The sequence below is a fragment of the Duganella sp. Dugasp78 genome (assembly GCF_059491455.1).
This window is the reverse complement of sequence record NZ_CP168506.1, coordinates 811,483-827,852: the sequence shown is the minus strand read 5'-3', so window position 1 is coordinate 827,852 and position 16,370 is coordinate 811,483. Positions and strand designations below refer to the sequence as shown.

The following is a 16,370-nucleotide window of genomic DNA, read 5'->3' as shown; positions in this document are numbered from 1 at the left end:
TTATGGCGTCGGGTAGAGGCTCATGCCGAAGCGTTCGGTGCGCGGATGCCAGTTGCCGGTGATGTCGGCCGAGGCCAGCACGCGCTCGGCGCGGCCGATCAGCAGGGCGCGCGGCACCAGGCCGATGTAGCGCGAGTCTTCGCTGTTGTCGCGGTTATCGCCCAGCATCATGTACTCGCCCGGCGGCACGGTGAGCGGCGCGAAATCGCGGCGGGCCTGCACCTGCGGCATCAGCTGGATGGAGTGGGTGCGGGCGTCGGCGATGGCCTCGCCGAGATGCAGCGAGGCCAGCTCGCCCAGGCCTTTGACGGCTTCGGTGCCGCGACCCAAGGCCGAGTAGCCGGCCTGCTGGCCGTTGATGATGAGCTGTTCGTTGCGCATCTCGACGCGGTCGCCCGGCAGCGCGATCACGCGCTTGATCAGCCGCGTGCCGTCCTTGGGCGACGAGAAGGTGACGATGTCGCCGCGCTGCGGTTCGCCGGTGGTGCCGATGACGACGTCGGTCAGCGGTACTTTGATGTTGTAGGCCAGGCGGTTGACGAACACCACGTCGCCTTCCAGCAGGTTGGGGTGCATGGAGGCGGAGGGGATGGGGTTCCAGTCGGCGATGGCGGTGCGGAAGATCCCGAACAGCATCAGGAAGAGTAAGAAGCCTTTGTTGGCGCGTGCCCAGTTTTTCATTTGCGGTCCCCAGTGTGGTATCGGTGACTTAGTTTGTCGGCCGATTCTTAAACACGGCTTAGCGGCGGCCTTACTTCGGCGCGGGCCTAACTATCGCGGCGAAAACGGTGGCATGCTGGCGACATGAATACTACCTATCCCCAACACGCGCTGGCTGCGGTGACGCATGACTATCCTTATCCATATTACGACGCTTTGGCGGCAGAACAAGGCTTGCGTTTCGACGCGGACCTTGGGCTGTGGATCGCCGCCAGCGCCGCCGACGTGATGGCGGTGATGCGGCATCCCGATTGTCGCGTGCGGCCGCTGGCCGAACCGGTGCCGGCGGCGATCGCGGGCGGCGTGGCGGGGCAGGTGTTCGGCGCGCTGGTGCGCATGAACGACGGCGAGCGCCATGCGCTGCCCAAGCTGGCCTTGCAGCGGGCGCTGGCCGGCGTGAGCACGCAAGTCGCGCAGCAGCGGGCGGCGCTGATCGGACGGAGCTTGTGGCGCGACGATGGGTTGGCGTCGTGGATGTTCGAGGTGCCGGTGTCGGCGATGGCCAGCCTGCTGGGGTTCGCGGACCACCAATTGCCGGCGGTGGCGGCGTGGATGAGCGAGTTCGTGGCCTGCCTGTCGCCGTACAGCGACGCGTCGCAGATCGAGCGTGCGCATGCGGCGGCGCTGGCGCTGCTGGACAGCTTCAAGGTATTGCTGCGCGATGCCGCGTCGTCGGCGGCGCCGGACAGCTTGCTGTCGCAGGTGATAGCCGAGGCACGAGCGGTGGGATGGAGCGAGTCGCACGGCCTGCTGGCCAATCTGGTCGGCCTGCTGTCGCAGACGTACGAGGCCACGGCTGGGCTGATCGGCAATAGCGTGCTGGCGCTGGTGCGTCAGCCGGAGGAGGAGCGCAGCGGGGTGGACGATGTCGCCGCCCTGGTGCGTGCGGTCAGCCGCCTCGATCCGCCGATCCAGAACACCCGCCGCTTCGTGGCGCGCGATTGCGAAATCGGCGGCGCGCCTTTACTGGCGGGGCAAACGGTCTTGCTGGTGCTGGCCGCCGCCGGCCGCGATCCGCGCGGCGCGGGACACGAGTTCGGCTTCGGCTACGGCGCGCATGCCTGTCCGGGACATGCCCTGGCCTGCGCTTTCGCCACCGGCGCGATGGCGGCGTTGATGTCCGCGCTGGCGGCGCAAGCCGAACCGACTTTGCTGCGGACGCTGAGCTGGACTTATCGCCGTTCGCCCAACGCCCGCATACCGGTCTTCAGTTGAACGCTTAGTGCGCCGACTTCTGCACCAGCGCGCTGCCGGCGCCGTGGCGGTGGCCTTCGCTGACGGCGGTGATGGTGCCGTCCGGGTTGAACACCAGCGCGTTGGCGGCGCCGATTTCCTCCGGCTTGTTCCAGTGTTGGCCGGTCTTCTCCAGCGCCTTGGCCTGCTCGGTGCCGGCGAAGCCCGGTTCGACGTCGGTCGCCATGCCGTTGCGCTCGGACAGGCGCGGCGCGTTGACCGCGTCCGGCATGCTCATGCCCAGGTCGACGTAGTTGAAGATGGTCTGCAGCACGGTGGTGATGATGGTGGCGCCGCCCGGGCTGCCGATCGAGAACGCCGGCTTGCCGTTCTTGAAGGCCAGCGTCGGCGACATGCTGCTGCGCGGACGCTTGCCCGCTTCCGGCACATTGGGCGCCGGGCCGGAGAAGTCGAAATCGGTCATCTCGTTATTCAGCAGGAAGCCGTAGCCCGGCACCACGATGCCGCTGCCGCCCCAGGACTCGATCGTGTAGGTGTAGGACACGATGTTGCCGCTCTTGTCCGACACGGTCAGGTGGGTGGTGTGTGCGCCCTCGGCCAGCAGCTTGTTGGCGTTGGGGCGCAACGGCACGCTGAGGTCGTTCTGGAACGGATACGGATCGCCGGCCGGCGCCTGCATGCTGGCCTGGTTCGGATTGATCAGCTCGCGGCGGCGCGCGGCGTAGTCCTTGTTCAGCAGGCCGGCCACCGGCGCGTCGACGAATTCCGGATCGGCCAGGTAGGCGTTGCGGTCGGCGAAGGCCAGGCGGCTCGCTTCCAGGTACAGGTGCTCGGCCTTTTCCTTGGGCATGGCCTTGAGGTCGTAGCCTTCGAGGATGTTCAGCGCTTCGGCGATGGCGATGCCGCCGCTGCTCGGCAAAGGCATGCCGTACAGGTCGTAGCCGCGGTAGGTGCTGTGCACCGGCTGGCGCAGGCGCGCCTCGTAGTTGGCCAGGTCGGCCATCGTCATCTGGCCGGCGCGCACCTGCACGCCGCTGGCGACCTTGGGCTGGTTCACCGCATCCACCACGGCGCGGCCGATCTTGCCTTCATAGAACACCTTGACGCCGCCGGCCGCCAGTTCGCGGTAGGCCTTGGCCAGGCCGGGGTTGCGCAGCGTGCTGCCGGGCTGGATGGCCTTGCCGTTCTTCAGGTAGAGCGCGGCGGTGTCGGGGAACATGCGGAACTTGGCTTCGCTGTCCTCGACCAGGTGGGTGAAGTTGGCGTTGACGGTGAAGCCGTCGCTGGCTACGGCGATGGCCGGCGCCAGCACCTGCTTGAACGACATCGAGCCGTAGCGGTCCAGCGCTTCGTGCCAGCCGCGCACGGTGCCGGGCACGCCGACCGACATGCCGCTGGCGACCACGGTGTCGAAGTCCAGGATCTTGCCGTCCTGCTGGAACACGGTGGGCGTGAAGTTGGCCGGCGCCGTTTCGCGGTGGTCGATGGTGATGACGCGCTTGTCCCTGGCCAGGTAAATGACCATGAAGCCGCCGCCGCCGATGCCGCAGCTGAACGGATCGGTCACGCCCAGCGTGGCGGCCGCCGCGACGGCGGCGTCGATGGCGTTGCCGCCCTGGTTGAGGATGGCCAGCGCCGCCTTGGACGCCGGTTCGCTGATGGTGGCGACGGCGCCGCCGCTGCCGGTGGCGACCGGGGTCTTGGCCCAGGCCGCCGGCGGCAGGATGATCGTCAGGATGAGGGAGGAAACGAGAACGGTGCGGGCGGGGCGGCGGGGCTGGGTCATGGGTGCGCTGGGTCCGGGTTAGGATGAAGGTGCGTTGCTCACCCTCAAGCTTACCCGATAATCCGGCGTGCCTTCATTCTTGGCTGGGACCGCCTGCGGTTCGACGCCGGTCAGCGTGAACGTCAGGCCGTTCTGCGTGACGCTGGGACTGGCGTTCGGCATGCTGTCGGACAGCACGAAGTTGCTGGTCGTGCCGTCGGGCGCGGTCAGCGCGAAGCTGTAGCTGATGTAGCCGGCCCAGACGCAGACTGCGCCGATGCGGCAGCGGCTGTCGTTGACGCGCTCCAGCTTGAGGCTGGGCGCGCTGGCAGTGGCGCCGCTGACGCCGGGCGTGGCGGCCGGCGCGATGGCGACGCTGGCGCCCTGCGTCAGCACATAGGTTCGCGAGAACGGCTGCGGCGCGGCGGTGGCGTGGCTGATGGCGGCCGCGGAACCGCAGGCGTGCAGCATGGCCAGCACGGCCACCAGCAGCGGCAGGATGATCAACTGCCTTAATAATGGAGATTGCATAAATACCTCTTCCCTCGAAGTAGATGGCAAGCTTAGCAAAAAGATCACGGTTGCGGCGCACGAACCGCAGCTTTACAGCGCTGGGTCAAACTATGTGCCGTAGAATGGGGGCCCTGAATCACATTGACTGAACAAAATGAAAAAGACCGGCATGGCGAAAAGCGACGCTAAAAAATTAATGGGCCAGATGTCCGCCCCTGGCGCCGCCAGCTTCGGCAAGGTAGCCGAGGTGGTCGACAAGCGGGAGCAGCGCAAGCGCGATCAGGCGTTGGGACTGGTGCCGTTCGCGGTCAAGCTGAACGGCGACCTGGTGCAGCAGCTGCATGCCAAGGCGACGGAACGTGATATCGACCTGAACCAGCTGGTCGGCGAGCTGCTGGCGCAAGGCCTGGCAGCGTAAAAAAACCCCGTGTGCGCATGCGACGCTCAAGATCGTCGCATCGCCACACGGGGCTTTTTGTGCTTTTTGTGTTAACGCGCGGCCGCTTACACGTAGGCGGCCAGCGCGCCCTTCATTTTCTTCAGCGCGGCCACTTCGATCTGGCGGATGCGCTCGGCCGATACGCCGAATTCTTCCGCCAGCGTGTGCAGCGTGGCGCCGGAGCCGTCGTCGTTGGCCAGCCAGCGGCTTTCAACGATGCGGCGCGAGCGGGCGTCCAGCTTGCCCAGCGCTTCCTCCAGGCCTTCCGATTGCAGGCGGGTCACCTGTTCGGCTTCCAGCACGCGGGTCGGCTCGCTCGCTTCCGACGACAGGTAGGCGATCGGCGCGAACTTGTCGTCCTCGTCGTCGTTTGGCGATTCCAGCGCGATGTCGCGGCCGCTCAGGCGGGTTTCCATCTCGATCACTTCTTCGCGCTTGACGTCCAGCAGCTTGGCCAGGCTGTCGATCTGCGTCGGCGTCATCGCGTCCAGGCCGGTCTTGTGGCTGCGCAGGTTGAAGAACAGCTTGCGCTGTGCCTTGGTGGTCGCCACCTTGACCAGACGCCAGTTTTTCAGGATGTACTCATGCATCTCGGCCTTGATCCAGTGCATCGCATACGACACCAGGCGCACGCCCTGGTCCGGGTCGAAGCGCTTGACCGCCTTCATCAGGCCGATATTGCCTTCCTGGATCAGGTCGGCATGCGGCAGGCCGTAGCCCAGGTAGCCGCGGGCGATCGACACCACCAGGCGCAGGTGCGACAGCACCAGTTCCTGGGCGGCGCCCAGGTCGTTCTTTTCCTGCAGGCGCTTGGCCAGCGAGATTTCATCGTCGTGCGTCAGCATCGGCAGGCGATTGACGGCCGAAATGTAGGCGTCCAGGTTGCCCAGGTTGCCCGTGAACCCGAGTCCCAGGGCGCTATTGGTCGCAGGTACCAAGGCGTTCGGTGCGGACATCATAGTCATATTCATTCCTTCGCTCGATGATATTGCTTGTTCTTAATGTTTCTTGATGCTGTAGAGAACTTTTGCTCTTCAGTTCACGTATATTAGCACTCTCCTTCGTTGAGTGCCAATCACCGGATATTAATTACGTCAATAGCAAAAGACTATGAGGTTTTTAAGCCTCATGATGCGCTTAAATCAAGCATGCGCGTTGGAGCTTAGGCAGGACTTAATGCTAAGCGGGCGGGGAGGGCGCCTTCCGTGCGCGGACGCACGGAAGGGCGGTGGATCAGTTCAGGCGGGACAGGTGGCGCTGCACCGACAGCAGCGCGCCGGCCAGGCCGAGGCCGGCCGACAGCGCCAGCAGGCCAGCCATGGCCAGCGGCGGCAGCGGCGCCAGCTGGAATTCGGACGCGTACAATCTTGCGAATTCGGCAATCGCGACGTTCAGCGGGCGCAGCGCCAGCGACACCGCGCCCAGCGCCACCCCGCCCGCGCACAGGCCCAGCAGCGCGCCGGTGTAATAGAAGGGGCGGTGGATGAAGCTGTCGGTGGCGCCGATCAGCTTGGACACCAGGATTTCCTCGCGCTGGGTCATCACCTGCAGCCGGATGGTGTTGAAGATGACCGCGATCACCACCGTGCCCAGCGTGGCCGCCAGCAGCAGCAGCGCCAGGCGCAGCACGTTGAGCAGGGCCGCCAGGCGCTTGACCCAGGCCGAGTCGACCTGCACCGTGTCGACGCCGGGCAGGGCGCGGATCTGCTCGGCCAGCTGGTCGACGTCGCCGCCGGCCTGGGCGTTGCGGAAGGCGTCCAGCTTGAGCACATAGCTGTCCGGCAGCGGGTTGTCGCCCAGCGTGGTCAGCACGTCGGCCAGGCCGCTCTTGTCCTTGAGCTGGTCGAGCGCCTTCTCGCGCGGGGTGAAGATGATCTTGGCCTGCGGGTCGTGCGCGGTCTGGCGCACGGTCTGGCGCAGCGACACGGCCAGCGCCTCGGCCTGCTCGCGCGGCGTGTCCTGCTTGAGGAAGACGCTGATCTCGGGATCGACCGACAGCTGCTCGGACATCGGGCGCACGTTGTCGAGCAGGGTGACGCCGGCGAACGGCAGCGCCAGCGCGATCGCCACCACTAATATATTGAATACAAAGCCGCCCGGCGAGCGGCGCAGGTGGACCAGCGCCGCGGCCAGCGCGTAGCGGTGTTGCCGGAACCAGAGCGTCATGCCGCCACCTCCAGTTGGCCTTGCTTGAGATGGATGACGCGCGCGGCCGCATCCAGCATCTGCTCGTCGTGGCTGGAGATCAGGCAGGTGACGCCGACCGAATGGAAGGCCTTGAGCGCGTCCAGCACCTGGTTGGCGCTGGCGCGGTCCAGGTTGGCGGTCGGCTCGTCGGCCAGGATCACCTGCGGCCGGTTGACGATGGCGCGCGCGATCGACACCCGCTGCTGCTCGCCGCCGGACAGGGCCAGCGGCTGGGCGTCGGCGCGCTCGAGCAGGCCGACCTTGTCGAGCGCGGCGCGCGCGCGCTGCTCGGCCTGGACGCGCGAGGCGCCCGTCACCAGCAGCGGCAGCATGACGTTGGCCAGGATGGAGCGGTCGGTCAGCAGACGCTGCTGCTGGAAGATCAGGCCCAGGTTGCGCCGCAGGAAGGGCACGGCGGCCGGCTTGATGCGGGCGATGTCCTGGCCGTTGACGATCACCTGGCCGGCGCTGGGGCGCTCGACGGCGGCGATCATTTTCAGCAGGGTGGACTTGCCGGCGCCCGAGGGGCCGGCCAGGAACACCAGCTCCCCCTTGGCCACCGTGAACGAGACGTCGCGCAGCGCCGTCGCGTCGGGGGAGTACTGTTTCGAGACGTTGCGGAATTCGATCATGAAGGGCGCTTATCCGTAGGTTTAGCCCAACAGGGCTTCGACAAATTCGGCCGCGACGAAGGGCTGCAGATCCTCGATCTTTTCGCCGATGCCGATGAAGTACACCGGCACCGGACGCACGCGGGCGATGGCGGCCAGCACGCCGCCCTTGGCTGTGCCGTCGAGCTTGGTGATCACCAGGCCGGTCAGCTTGAGCGCGTCGTCGAAGGCTTTGACCTGGGCCAGCGCGTTCTGCCCGGTGTTGCCGTCGATGACCAGCAGCGTTTCATGCGGCGCGCCTTCCATGCCCTTGCCGATGACGCGCTGGACTTTCTTGAGCTCTTCCATCAGGTGCAGCTGGGTCGGCAGGCGGCCGGCGGTGTCGATCATGACCACGTCCAGGCCCTTGGCCTTGCCGGACTGCACGGCGTCGAAGGACACGGCGGCCGGGTCGCCGGAGGCCTGCGAGATCACGGTGATGTTGTTGCGCTGGCCCCAGACCATCAGCTGCTCGCGGGCGGCGGCGCGGAAGGTGTCGCCGGCGGCCAGCAGCACGGACTGGCCGTGGGTCTGCATGTGCTTGGCCAGCTTACCGATGGTGGTGGTCTTGCCGGCGCCGTTGACGCCGGAGATCATCATCACGGTCGGCTGGTGGCGGCCCAGCTCGAACGGGCGCTGCAGCGGGGTCAGGAGCTCGGTCAGCAGCTGCTTGAGCGCGGCCTTGACGGCGGCGGCGTCGAGCAGCTTGTCGTCCTTGACCTTTTGCTTGAGCGCGTCCAGCAGGTACTGGGTGGCGTCGACGCCGGCGTCGGACATCAGCAGGGCCGCCTCCAGCTCCTCGTACAGGTCGTCGTCGATCTTGGCGCCGACGAACAGGATGGACAGGTTGTTCGAGGTCTTGGACAGGCCGGCCTTCAGGCGCGACATCCAGGATTGCTTGGGCGCCGGTTCCTCGATCGGCAACAGGTCGGGCAGCGATGCGGGCGGTTGGGGCAGGTCGGGCGCCGGGGCGCCTGGGGTGGGGGCCGGTGCCGGGGTTTTGACCTCGGGCACTTCCGGGGCGACGGGTTTTTTCTTGAAGAAACTAAACATGGACATGTGGTTGGGGGCGCTTCAAGCGGATGGCCGGCAGCGCCGGACACGGGGAAATCCGGCTATTTTACCAGAGCGCGGCGCGGCCGCCCGCCGATGCTACCGGAATGACAACGTTTCAGCCGGCTGCGGGAACGTGGCGCTGGCGCCATTCGGCGATGGCGGCGCTGATGTCGGACAGGGCGTAGACCCGCACGTAAGGCGGCCGGCGCCGCTTGAAGGCGGCGTTGCCGCCGCCGGCCCACAGCTCGGTGCTGCCGCCCAGGCGGGTGTGCAGCTCGGTCAGGGCGTCCAGCGCCTGGCGCGCGTTCATGCCGACCGAGAAGGACAGGGCGATGATGTCGACCCGCTGCACGCGCGCCGCCTCGACGATGTCGAGCAGCGGCGTCTGCACGCCCAGCGAGATGCAGTGCGCGCCTTCGGCCACGCACATCGCCTCGGCCATCAGCAGGCCCAGGCCGTGACGCTCCTGCGGCAGGGTGGTGAGCATGATGCGCGGCGCGCCCAGGTTGCTGGCGTTGGCCTGCGGCATGGCGAAGATCGCGCTGCGCATGACCACCGTCAATGACTCGGTATATAAGTGTTCCTCGAACGTGGCGAGCGCGCCGCTGGCCCAGGCTTCGCCGATGAGCGCGGTCAGCGGCGCCACCAGCTCGATCACGAAGCTTTTCAGGCCCATCATCAGCAGCGCCTGCGACAGCTTGCGGCGCAGCGCCTCCATTTGGTGGCTTTTGCACAGGTCCAGATAGCCTTGCAGCGCCGGCGGCGTCACGCTGGCGCCGTGCAGGTTGCCGGTGGCCTGGCCGGTCAGCGCCTGCAGCTCGGGGGTGGTGTACTGGATGACCTTGCCCGGACGGAAACCCAGGTCGATCAGGCGCTTGACCAGGCGCAGCTTGTGGACCTGCTCGATCGGGTAGACCCGTTCGCCGTTCGGATCGCGCAGCGGCTGCGGGAAGTCGTAGCGCCGTTCCCACACGCGCAGGGTTTCCTTGGCAACGCCGGTGTCGCGCTCGACGTCGCTGATCGTGCTGGGAACTGTTTGTGAGGAAACTTTAATAGTCATCAGGCATAAGCGCCCGCCATTTATTTGACAGTCGCGAGGGTTGGCACGGGGTCCAGGTGCACAGTGCGCGAACAGGCCGGGCCGGCATCACGCGACCTGCATTTTACATTCGATTTGCGCCCGAAAGTATGGTGCGGCCAATCGGGTTTTGCTCTGTTTTCGCTATGAAAAAGTGCTTGTCCACGACACACAGTTGACATACAGAACTAATGAACTGAATATCGGCTTTCCCCTTGTTTTGTCTTGGACAAGATATTTTGCAATCATGTGAAAAAATATCGCGATCGTTGTTGCAAGCGCGCCGGCCGGGGGCGCCGCATGCATGGAATTCATGCGGATGCCACGCGATTCGCACAGCATCCCATCGTATTTTGCAAGACTTGTCGCTCAAAATGTCTCCAATGTGCAACACGTAGCAATTTCTTACAAATTGCTGATGCAGCGCAACACCTTGCCGATGTCACAAAATTTCCTACACAAATAAAGGGTTAACACTATGAGCAAAGTTGGTCTGAAGGCTATTTCACCGACATAAACTGCCAAACAAAGTCCTGAGTTGTAAGCTTATTACCATTGAGTCGAGGCGAACGACGGGGTGCTTCAGTATAAAATGGCGCCAGAAATAGCAAAGTGGCTATTTTTCCTTGGTCCGACAACGATGTAGTCACGCATGCCTTGCGCTTGCATTTGTCACTCGGGCAGCCCGCACAACGGGATGCCGCAATGGATGCATCGGGCGGAAAACACCGGGCTAGTTAGGCTTACTCGGCAGGAAATATTGCGATGCGGTAAAATGCTGTGGTTTTGAAAACGGGCAGGGGTAAAGGCAGGCAAGATGAACGTTTTTACACTTGATCGACAAGCAAAGCATCAGTATAGTGCCGCCTCTGGCGCATTTTGCGCCGCGATAAAGCCGGCGTCGATTTAATCGGCCGCAATTTAAGTGAACGCGTCCCGCAGCCGGGTCCGCATAGTGGCAGCTGGGGAGTTGCCCTCACGCACAGACGGCGCTGCAGAAGGCGCCGATAAGCACCGAACACGCCGCAATACTAGCTTTACCTTTTTACAGCAACACAACTGAAGGAAACACGTAATGAAAAAATCCCTTATCGCCATGTCCGTCCTGGGCGCAATGAGCTCCGCAGCCTTTGCACAATCGAACGTAACGATCTACGGTATCGTCGATGCCGGTATCGTCAGCGAGCGCGGCGGCGTTGCCAACACCACCAAAGTCACCAGCGGCGTAGGCTCGGCCTCCCGTCTGGGCTTCAAAGGTACGGAAGATCTGGGCGGTGGTCTGAGCGCTGTCTTCGTGCTGGAATCGGGCGTTAAAGTTGACACCGGTGAGTCCGATGTTGCTGGTTCGATCGCTAACCGTCAGTCGTACGTTGGTCTGAAGTCGACCACCGCCGGCCAACTGACCCTGGGCCGTCAGTACACCCCGTACTACGAAACCCTGCGTGACGTAGCTGACCCGTTCGCACTGGGCTACGCTGGTACCGCCAAGAACCTGTTCGGCGTGGCTGGCAACAACACCCGCAACAGCAACGCTATCGTGTACCAGTCGCCTTCGATCGAAGGCTTCCAGGGCGAAGTGTCCTACTCGGTAGGCGAGCAGGCTGGCGACGCTTCGGCACAACGTCAACTGGGCACCTGGGTTGGCTACTCGAACGGTCCTCTGAACGTTCGCGTTGCTTACAATGCGCGCAACAACGACACCGTGGCTCCTAAGCTGAGCACCGACATCGGCCGCAACACCCTGATCGCTGCCAACTACGACTTCGTCGTGGTTAAAGCTTTCGCTGCTTACAGCAAAGACAAGGGCACCAACAGCTCGGCTCTGGCTAACGCCACCAACCCATTCGGCTACGCAGTTGCTCCTACCGCTACGCGCGACAGCAGCGTTGCTCTGATCGGTGCTACCGCTCCTATCGGTCCTAACGGCACCCTGATGGCTTCGTACACCCGCAAGAACGACAAAGAAGTCGCTAACCACGATGCAGATCAGTGGGCAGTTGGCTACTCGTACGCTCTGTCGAAGCGCACCAGCACCTACGTTGCTTACGCTAAGATCAAGAACAAGAACGGCGCCAGCTACACCGTTGGTAACAACACCGAAGCTGGTTCGGGCGACAAGGCCTTCAACATCGGCATGCGTCACTCCTTCTAATCTGATCTGATCAGTTAGTATCCACAACGGCTGCCTGGTGCAGCCGTTGTTCATTTCTGAAAGCCGTTACCATGACGACCTCCCGACGCGCCGTGCTGGCCGGCGCCATTTTGCTGGCTTCCTGCGCGGTGATCGCCGCGCCCAGGCTGGCGCGCAAGCCGGCGCCGACCGGCAGCCTGCCGCGCTATGGCGTGCTGGTGTACTCGGACCTGTGCATCCACCCGGACAGCGGCGAGTTCGGCGGGCAGCGCATCACCTTGCAACGGTTTTCAGAAGTCGATACGGTGCTGTATGAATACACGGCCGGCGGCCTGAGCTGGCCGGTGGTGGCCAGCGACGTCAACATCGACCCGCGCGGCAAGCAGCTGTACTTCACGGTGCAGCCGCCGGACGAGGACGAGCGCACCATCAGCGGCAAGCTGGCCGACGGCGGCAAGACGCTGGTGCTCGATGGCGGCTATTGCGGCGACGCGGCGCTGCCGATGCGGCTGTCGCTGGTGACGGATTTCGGCCGCAAGGCCGGCGCCTGCCGCGCCTGTCCGGCGCCCAAGCAGAAAAAAGAAGAATTGGAAGAAGAGGCGCCGGCCCCGGTCATCGAGGCCGGCAAGACCACCACCGCCGGCCTCTGAGTTGTCGTCGTTCCCGCGCAGGCGGGAATCCATACCGGGCGTGCGGTCAGGCGTTCTATGGATTCCCGCCTGCGCGGGAATGACGTTTACTTCGCGGCCTTGGCGGCTTGCGCGTTCTTGCGGATGGTGTCCAGCGTGGCGCCCGGCGTGATCAGGTTGCCGTCGTAGCGCAGCTCGATCACGGCCGGCAGCTGCTCGCTGTTGGCGTAGGCCAGCGCGCGTTCCAGCGCCGGCGCGAAGTCCGCCGTCGCGGTGACCACCTCGCCGTGGCCGCCGTAGGCCATCGCCAGCGCGGCGAAGTCCGGGTTGTGCAGCTGGGTGCCGGACACGCGGCCAGGGTAGTGCAGCTCCTGGTGCATGCGGATGGTGCCGAACATGCCGTTGTTGAACACGATGATGACCACGCCCGCGCGGTACTGCACCGCGGTGGCCAGCTCCTGGCCGTTCATCATGTATTCGCCGTCGCCGGCGAAGGTGATCACGGTGCGCGCCGGATCGATGATCTTGGCGGCCACGCCGGACGGCACGCTGTAGCCCATGGCGCCGCTGGTCGGCGCCAGCTGCGTGCGCATGCCGCCGTAGCTGTGGAAGCGGTGCGCCCAGGTGGCGTAGTTGCCGGCGCCGTTGGTGATGATGGTGTCGTGCGGCGCGATCCTGTCGATCTGCTGCACCACCTGCCACAGGTCCAGCGGCGCGCTGCCGTCCTGGAAGATCGGCGGCTGGCGCTGCCACGCGGCCAGGTCGGCCCTGGCTTCGGCCACGCTGGCGCGCCAGGCGGACGAATCGAGCGGCGCCATCGCCGCCAGCATCGCCGTCATCTGCGGCATGCCGCTGTTGATCATCAGCTCAGCCTGGTAGACGCTGCCCAGTTCCTCGGCGTCGGCGTGCACGTGGATCAGGCGCTGGGCCGGCAGGGGCGCGGCGATCAGCGCGTAGCCGCCGGTGGTCATCTCGCCCAGGCGCGGGCCGATGGCCAGGATCACGTCGGCCTCGCGCACGCGCGCGGCCAGCTTGGGGTTGATGCCGATGCCGACGTCGCCGATGTAGTTGGGGTGGGCGTTGTCGAGCAGGTCCTGGAAGCGGAACGCGCATGCCACCGGCAGGTGGTTGGCTTCGGCGAAGGCTTGCAGGTCGGCGCAGGCTTGCGCGTTCCAGCCGCCGCCGCCCAGCAGCACCAGCGGTTTTTTGGCGCCGGCCAGCAGCGCGCGCACCTGGTCGATCTGCGCGGCCGAGGGCGACGCCTGCACCGGCTGGTAGCGGCGGGTGTCGGCCACGGTGGCGACGGCGGTCAGCATGTCTTCCGGCAGCGCCAGCACCACCGGGCCGGGACGGCCGCTGGTGGCGATCTGGAAGGCGCGCGCGATGTATTCCGGCACCCGGTCGGCGCGGTCGATCTGCGCCACCCACTTGGCCATCTGGCCGTACATGCGGCGGTAGTCGATCTCCTGGAACGCTTCGCGGTCGACGAAGTCGTTGCCGACCTGGCCGATGAACAGGATCATCGGGGTCGAGTCCTGGAAGGCCGTGTGCACGCCGATCGAGGCGTTGGTGGCGCCCGGGCCGCGGGTGACGAAGCAGATGCCGGGCTTGCCGGTCATCTTGCCGTAGGCGTCGGCCATGAAGGCGGCGCCGCCCTCCTGGCGGTTGATGATGAAGCGGATGTCGGAGTCGTGCAGCGCGTCGAGCACGTCCAGATAGCTTTCGCCGGGTACGCCGAAAGCGGTGTCCACGCCGTGGATCTTCAGGGCGTCGACCAGGATCTGGCCGCCGGTGCGGGATGGTTGCGTCATGTCTGGCCTTATGGGTATAGGTATCCTGCATTCTACGGCCGGGAAAAGGCGGCGGCTTTTCTAATGGCGACACCAAATTTCAGATTTACAGGCGTTGACCCCGCAAACCGGAGACGTGGGGTCGGACCCCGGACGGGGTCCGACCCCTGCGGCGCTTTGCGGGGTGGGCGGGTCTGTTACAATAGCGGCTGAAGCAAGCCAGACAGCCGCTGGCCAGCGCGTAATGCCTGGCGGGAGGAAGGTCCGGACTCCATAGAGCGGGGTGACGGTTAACGGCCGTCCGCTGAAAGCCGCAAGCGCAAGCCCAAGGTATAAGGCGAGGAATAGGGCCACAGAGACGAGCGTATTAAGTTACGGTGAAACGCGGTAACCTCCACCTGGTGCAATTCCAAATAGGCACGCGATGATGCTGCTCGCGGAGCGTGCGGGTAGGAAGCTTGAGCGCTGGAGTAATCCAGCGCCTAGAGGAATGGCTGTCATAGCGCAGGTTCGCCTGCGCCGTAACAAAATCCGGCCTATCGGCTTGCTTCAACTAATAACGATGTTCGCGGCTGCCGCGGGACCGACGCGCACGCCGCGGCGCTTCCGGGGACTTCGCCGATGAAAAAATACATACTGGCCTTGGATCAAGGCACCACCAGCTCGCGCGCCATCCTGTTCGATCACCAGGGCCACATCTGCGGCAGCGCGGCGCAGGAATTCCCCCAGCATTTCCCGCAGCCCGGCTGGGTCGAGCACGACCCCAACGAGATCTGGAACAGCCAGCTCACCGTGGCGCGCAAGGTCCTGCACGACAACCACGTCGACGGCAGCCAGATCCTGGCGATCGGCATCGCCAACCAGCGCGAGACCACCGTGGTGTGGGACCGCAAGAGCGGCGAGCCGATCGCGCCGGCCATCGTCTGGCAGGACCGCCGCACGGCCGACACCTGCGAGGCGCTGCGCGCCGACGGCAAGGCCGCGAAGATCACCGCCATCACCGGCCTGGAGCTGGACGCCTATTTTTCCGCCACCAAGCTCAAATGGCTGCTCGACCAGGTGCCGGGCGCGCGCGAGCGGGCCCGCCACGGCGCGCTGGCCTTCGGCACCATCGACAGCTGGCTGACCTACAAGCTGACCGGGCGCCACGTGACCGACGTCAGCAACGCCTCGCGCACCATGCTGTTCAACATCCACCTGATGCGCTGGGATCACGACCTGCTGCACCTGTTCGATATTCCCGAGGAGATGCTGCCGCAGGTGGTGTCGTCCAGCGAGGAGGTGGGCCATACCAAGGCCGCGCTGTTCGGCGCGGAGATTCCGGTGGCCGGCATCGCCGGCGACCAGCAGGCCGCCACCTTCGGCCAGGCTTGCCTCAAGCCGGGCATGGTCAAGAACACTTACGGCACCGGCTGCTTCATGATGATGCACCTGGGCCGGCATCCGGTGGCCTCGCACAACCGGCTGCTGACCACGGTTGGCTGGCGGGTCGACGGCGCCACCGATTATCTGCTGGAGGGCAGCGTGTTCATGGGCGGCGCCACGGTGCAGTGGCTGCGCGACGGGCTGGGCATCATCCAGCAGTCCGGCGACGTCGAGGCGCTGGCCGCCAGCGTGCCCGACAGCGGCGGCGTGTTCATGGTGCCGGCCTTTGTCGGGCTGGGCGCGCCGCACTGGGATCCGTACGCGCGCGGCACGCTGGTCGGCCTGAGCCGGGGCAGTAACCGCGGCCACATCGCCCGCGCGGCGCTGGAGGCGATCGCCTATCAAAGCGCGGAGCTGATGGCGGCCATGCAGAAGGATGTCGAGGCCTCGCACCGCGCGATTCCATTGACCGAGGTGCGCGCCGACGGCGGCGCGGCCCGCAACGATCTGCTGATGCAGTTCCAGGCCGACCTGCTGGGCGTGCCGGTGGTGCGGCCCCAGGTGACCGAGACCACGGCGCTGGGCGCGGCCTATCTGGCCGGGCTGGCCGTGGGCTTCTGGGAGACGCAGGAAGAGATCGCCGCGCAATGGTCGTGCGAGCGCCGCTTCGAACCGGCCATGCCGGCCGAGCGCCGCGCCGAATTGCTGGCGCAGTGGGGACGCGCGGTCGAGCGCTCGCGCGCTTGGGAGGTGGCGCGCTAGCAGCCTGACCAAGGGCAGGGCAAGACAGGCCTACTCCCTATAGCAACCGCGCTGCTCTCCTTACTGAAATCTACTGGATTCTGCTTGTCCT

General features: G+C 65.4%; 14 protein-coding genes and 1 other RNA gene. 6 read left to right on the top strand and 9 right to left on the bottom strand.

What is annotated here, in order from left to right:
• Positions 1–681 carry a signal peptidase I gene (gene lepB / locus ACEN9O_RS03605; RefSeq protein ID WP_495616283.1) on the bottom strand — a complete coding sequence of 227 codons (681 nt, stop codon included), beginning with the start codon at positions 679–681 and terminating at the stop codon, positions 1–3.
• Between the two features lie 123 nt (positions 682–804).
• Between lepB and ACEN9O_RS03600 the strand changes: the two genes are divergently transcribed.
• On the top strand, positions 805–1,935 hold the full coding sequence (locus tag ACEN9O_RS03600) for a cytochrome P450 (RefSeq protein WP_495616282.1): 1,131 nt from the start codon (positions 805–807) through the stop codon (positions 1,933–1,935).
• Between the two features lie 4 nt (positions 1,936–1,939).
• Here ACEN9O_RS03600 and ggt read toward each other — a convergent pair whose 3' ends face one another.
• Both ggt and ACEN9O_RS03590 read right to left on the bottom strand, forming a co-directional pair.
• On the bottom strand, positions 1,940–3,700 hold the full coding sequence (gene ggt / locus ACEN9O_RS03595) for a gamma-glutamyltransferase (protein ID WP_495616281.1): 1,761 nt from the start codon (positions 3,698–3,700) through the stop codon (positions 1,940–1,942).
• Between the two features lie 18 nt (positions 3,701–3,718).
• Positions 3,719–4,210, bottom strand: coding sequence for a hypothetical protein (locus tag ACEN9O_RS03590; protein ID WP_495616280.1), 492 nt, complete (start codon positions 4,208–4,210; stop codon positions 3,719–3,721).
• Between the two features lie 136 nt (positions 4,211–4,346).
• Between ACEN9O_RS03590 and ACEN9O_RS03585 the strand changes: the two genes are divergently transcribed.
• On the top strand, positions 4,347–4,610 hold the full coding sequence (locus tag ACEN9O_RS03585) for a hypothetical protein (protein WP_495616279.1): 264 nt from the start codon (positions 4,347–4,349) through the stop codon (positions 4,608–4,610).
• 86 nt (positions 4,611–4,696) lie between these two features.
• On the opposite strand, the gene rpoH is transcribed toward ACEN9O_RS03585, so the two are convergent.
• The 5 genes from rpoH to ACEN9O_RS03560 form a co-directional block, all read right to left on the bottom strand.
• On the bottom strand, positions 4,697–5,590 hold the full coding sequence (rpoH, locus tag ACEN9O_RS03580; protein ID WP_495618422.1) for an RNA polymerase sigma factor RpoH: 894 nt from the start codon (positions 5,588–5,590) through the stop codon (positions 4,697–4,699).
• A gap of 274 nt (positions 5,591–5,864) precedes the next feature.
• Complete coding sequence (ftsX, locus tag ACEN9O_RS03575; RefSeq protein ID WP_495616278.1) at positions 5,865–6,797, bottom strand: permease-like cell division protein FtsX; 933 nt, start codon at positions 6,795–6,797, stop codon at positions 5,865–5,867.
• On the bottom strand, positions 6,794–7,450 hold the full coding sequence (locus ACEN9O_RS03570) for a cell division ATP-binding protein FtsE (RefSeq protein ID WP_495616277.1): 657 nt from the start codon (positions 7,448–7,450) through the stop codon (positions 6,794–6,796). The genes ftsX and ACEN9O_RS03570 overlap by 4 nt, the downstream gene beginning before the upstream one ends.
• Positions 7,451–7,471: 21 nt before the next feature.
• Positions 7,472–8,521: a signal recognition particle-docking protein FtsY gene (ftsY, locus tag ACEN9O_RS03565; RefSeq protein ID WP_495618421.1), complete on the bottom strand. Its 1,050-nt coding sequence runs from the start codon at positions 8,519–8,521 to the stop codon at positions 7,472–7,474.
• A 118-nt stretch (positions 8,522–8,639) separates the two neighbouring features.
• Complete coding sequence (locus tag ACEN9O_RS03560; protein WP_495616276.1) at positions 8,640–9,584, bottom strand: MerR family transcriptional regulator; 945 nt, start codon at positions 9,582–9,584, stop codon at positions 8,640–8,642.
• 1,093 nt (positions 9,585–10,677) lie between these two features.
• Here ACEN9O_RS03560 and ACEN9O_RS03555 point away from each other — a divergent pair.
• The gene (locus tag ACEN9O_RS03555; protein ID WP_495616275.1) at positions 10,678–11,754 is read left to right on the top strand and encodes a porin; all 1,077 of its coding nucleotides are present in this window, start codon (positions 10,678–10,680) and stop codon (positions 11,752–11,754) included.
• A gap of 71 nt (positions 11,755–11,825) precedes the next feature.
• Positions 11,826–12,383, top strand: a complete 558-nt coding sequence (locus ACEN9O_RS03550) for a hypothetical protein (RefSeq protein WP_495616274.1) — start codon at positions 11,826–11,828, stop codon at positions 12,381–12,383.
• A gap of 86 nt (positions 12,384–12,469) precedes the next feature.
• Here the strand turns inward: ACEN9O_RS03550 and ACEN9O_RS03545 are convergent, their stop codons facing one another.
• Positions 12,470–14,173 carry a thiamine pyrophosphate-binding protein gene (locus tag ACEN9O_RS03545; protein ID WP_495616273.1) on the bottom strand — a complete coding sequence of 568 codons (1,704 nt, stop codon included), beginning with the start codon at positions 14,171–14,173 and terminating at the stop codon, positions 12,470–12,472.
• A gap of 190 nt (positions 14,174–14,363) precedes the next feature.
• On the opposite strand from ACEN9O_RS03545, the gene rnpB reads away from it, so the two are divergent.
• Positions 14,364–14,707, top strand: an RNA gene (gene rnpB / locus ACEN9O_RS03540) — RNase P RNA component class A.
• A gap of 66 nt (positions 14,708–14,773) precedes the next feature.
• Positions 14,774–16,279, top strand: coding sequence for a glycerol kinase GlpK (gene glpK / locus ACEN9O_RS03535; protein WP_495616272.1), 1,506 nt, complete (start codon positions 14,774–14,776; stop codon positions 16,277–16,279).
• Positions 16,280–16,370: the final 91 nt, after the last annotated feature.

What these genes read in the sequence shown, in the direction of transcription:
- lepB (WP_495616283.1), bottom strand. Translation starts at nt 681, where the DNA reads ATGAAAAACTGGGCACGCGCCAACAAAGGCTTCTTACTCTTCCTGATG.
- ACEN9O_RS03600 (WP_495616282.1), top strand. Translation starts at nt 805, where the DNA reads ATGAATACTACCTATCCCCAACACGCGCTGGCTGCGGTGACGCATGAC.
- ggt (WP_495616281.1), bottom strand. Translation starts at nt 3,700, where the DNA reads ATGACCCAGCCCCGCCGCCCCGCCCGCACCGTTCTCGTTTCCTCCCTC.
- ACEN9O_RS03590 (WP_495616280.1), bottom strand. Translation starts at nt 4,210, where the DNA reads ATGCAATCTCCATTATTAAGGCAGTTGATCATCCTGCCGCTGCTGGTG.
- ACEN9O_RS03585 (WP_495616279.1), top strand. Translation starts at nt 4,347, where the DNA reads ATGAAAAAGACCGGCATGGCGAAAAGCGACGCTAAAAAATTAATGGGC.
- rpoH (WP_495618422.1), bottom strand. Translation starts at nt 5,590, where the DNA reads ATGATGTCCGCACCGAACGCCTTGGTACCTGCGACCAATAGCGCCCTG.
- ftsX (WP_495616278.1), bottom strand. Translation starts at nt 6,797, where the DNA reads ATGACGCTCTGGTTCCGGCAACACCGCTACGCGCTGGCCGCGGCGCTG.
- ACEN9O_RS03570 (WP_495616277.1), bottom strand. Translation starts at nt 7,450, where the DNA reads ATGATCGAATTCCGCAACGTCTCGAAACAGTACTCCCCCGACGCGACG.
- ftsY (WP_495618421.1), bottom strand. Translation starts at nt 8,521, where the DNA reads ATGTTTAGTTTCTTCAAGAAAAAACCCGTCGCCCCGGAAGTGCCCGAG.
- ACEN9O_RS03560 (WP_495616276.1), bottom strand. Translation starts at nt 9,584, where the DNA reads ATGACTATTAAAGTTTCCTCACAAACAGTTCCCAGCACGATCAGCGAC.
- ACEN9O_RS03555 (WP_495616275.1), top strand. Translation starts at nt 10,678, where the DNA reads ATGAAAAAATCCCTTATCGCCATGTCCGTCCTGGGCGCAATGAGCTCC.
- ACEN9O_RS03550 (WP_495616274.1), top strand. Translation starts at nt 11,826, where the DNA reads ATGACGACCTCCCGACGCGCCGTGCTGGCCGGCGCCATTTTGCTGGCT.
- ACEN9O_RS03545 (WP_495616273.1), bottom strand. Translation starts at nt 14,173, where the DNA reads ATGACGCAACCATCCCGCACCGGCGGCCAGATCCTGGTCGACGCCCTG.
- glpK (WP_495616272.1), top strand. Translation starts at nt 14,774, where the DNA reads ATGAAAAAATACATACTGGCCTTGGATCAAGGCACCACCAGCTCGCGC.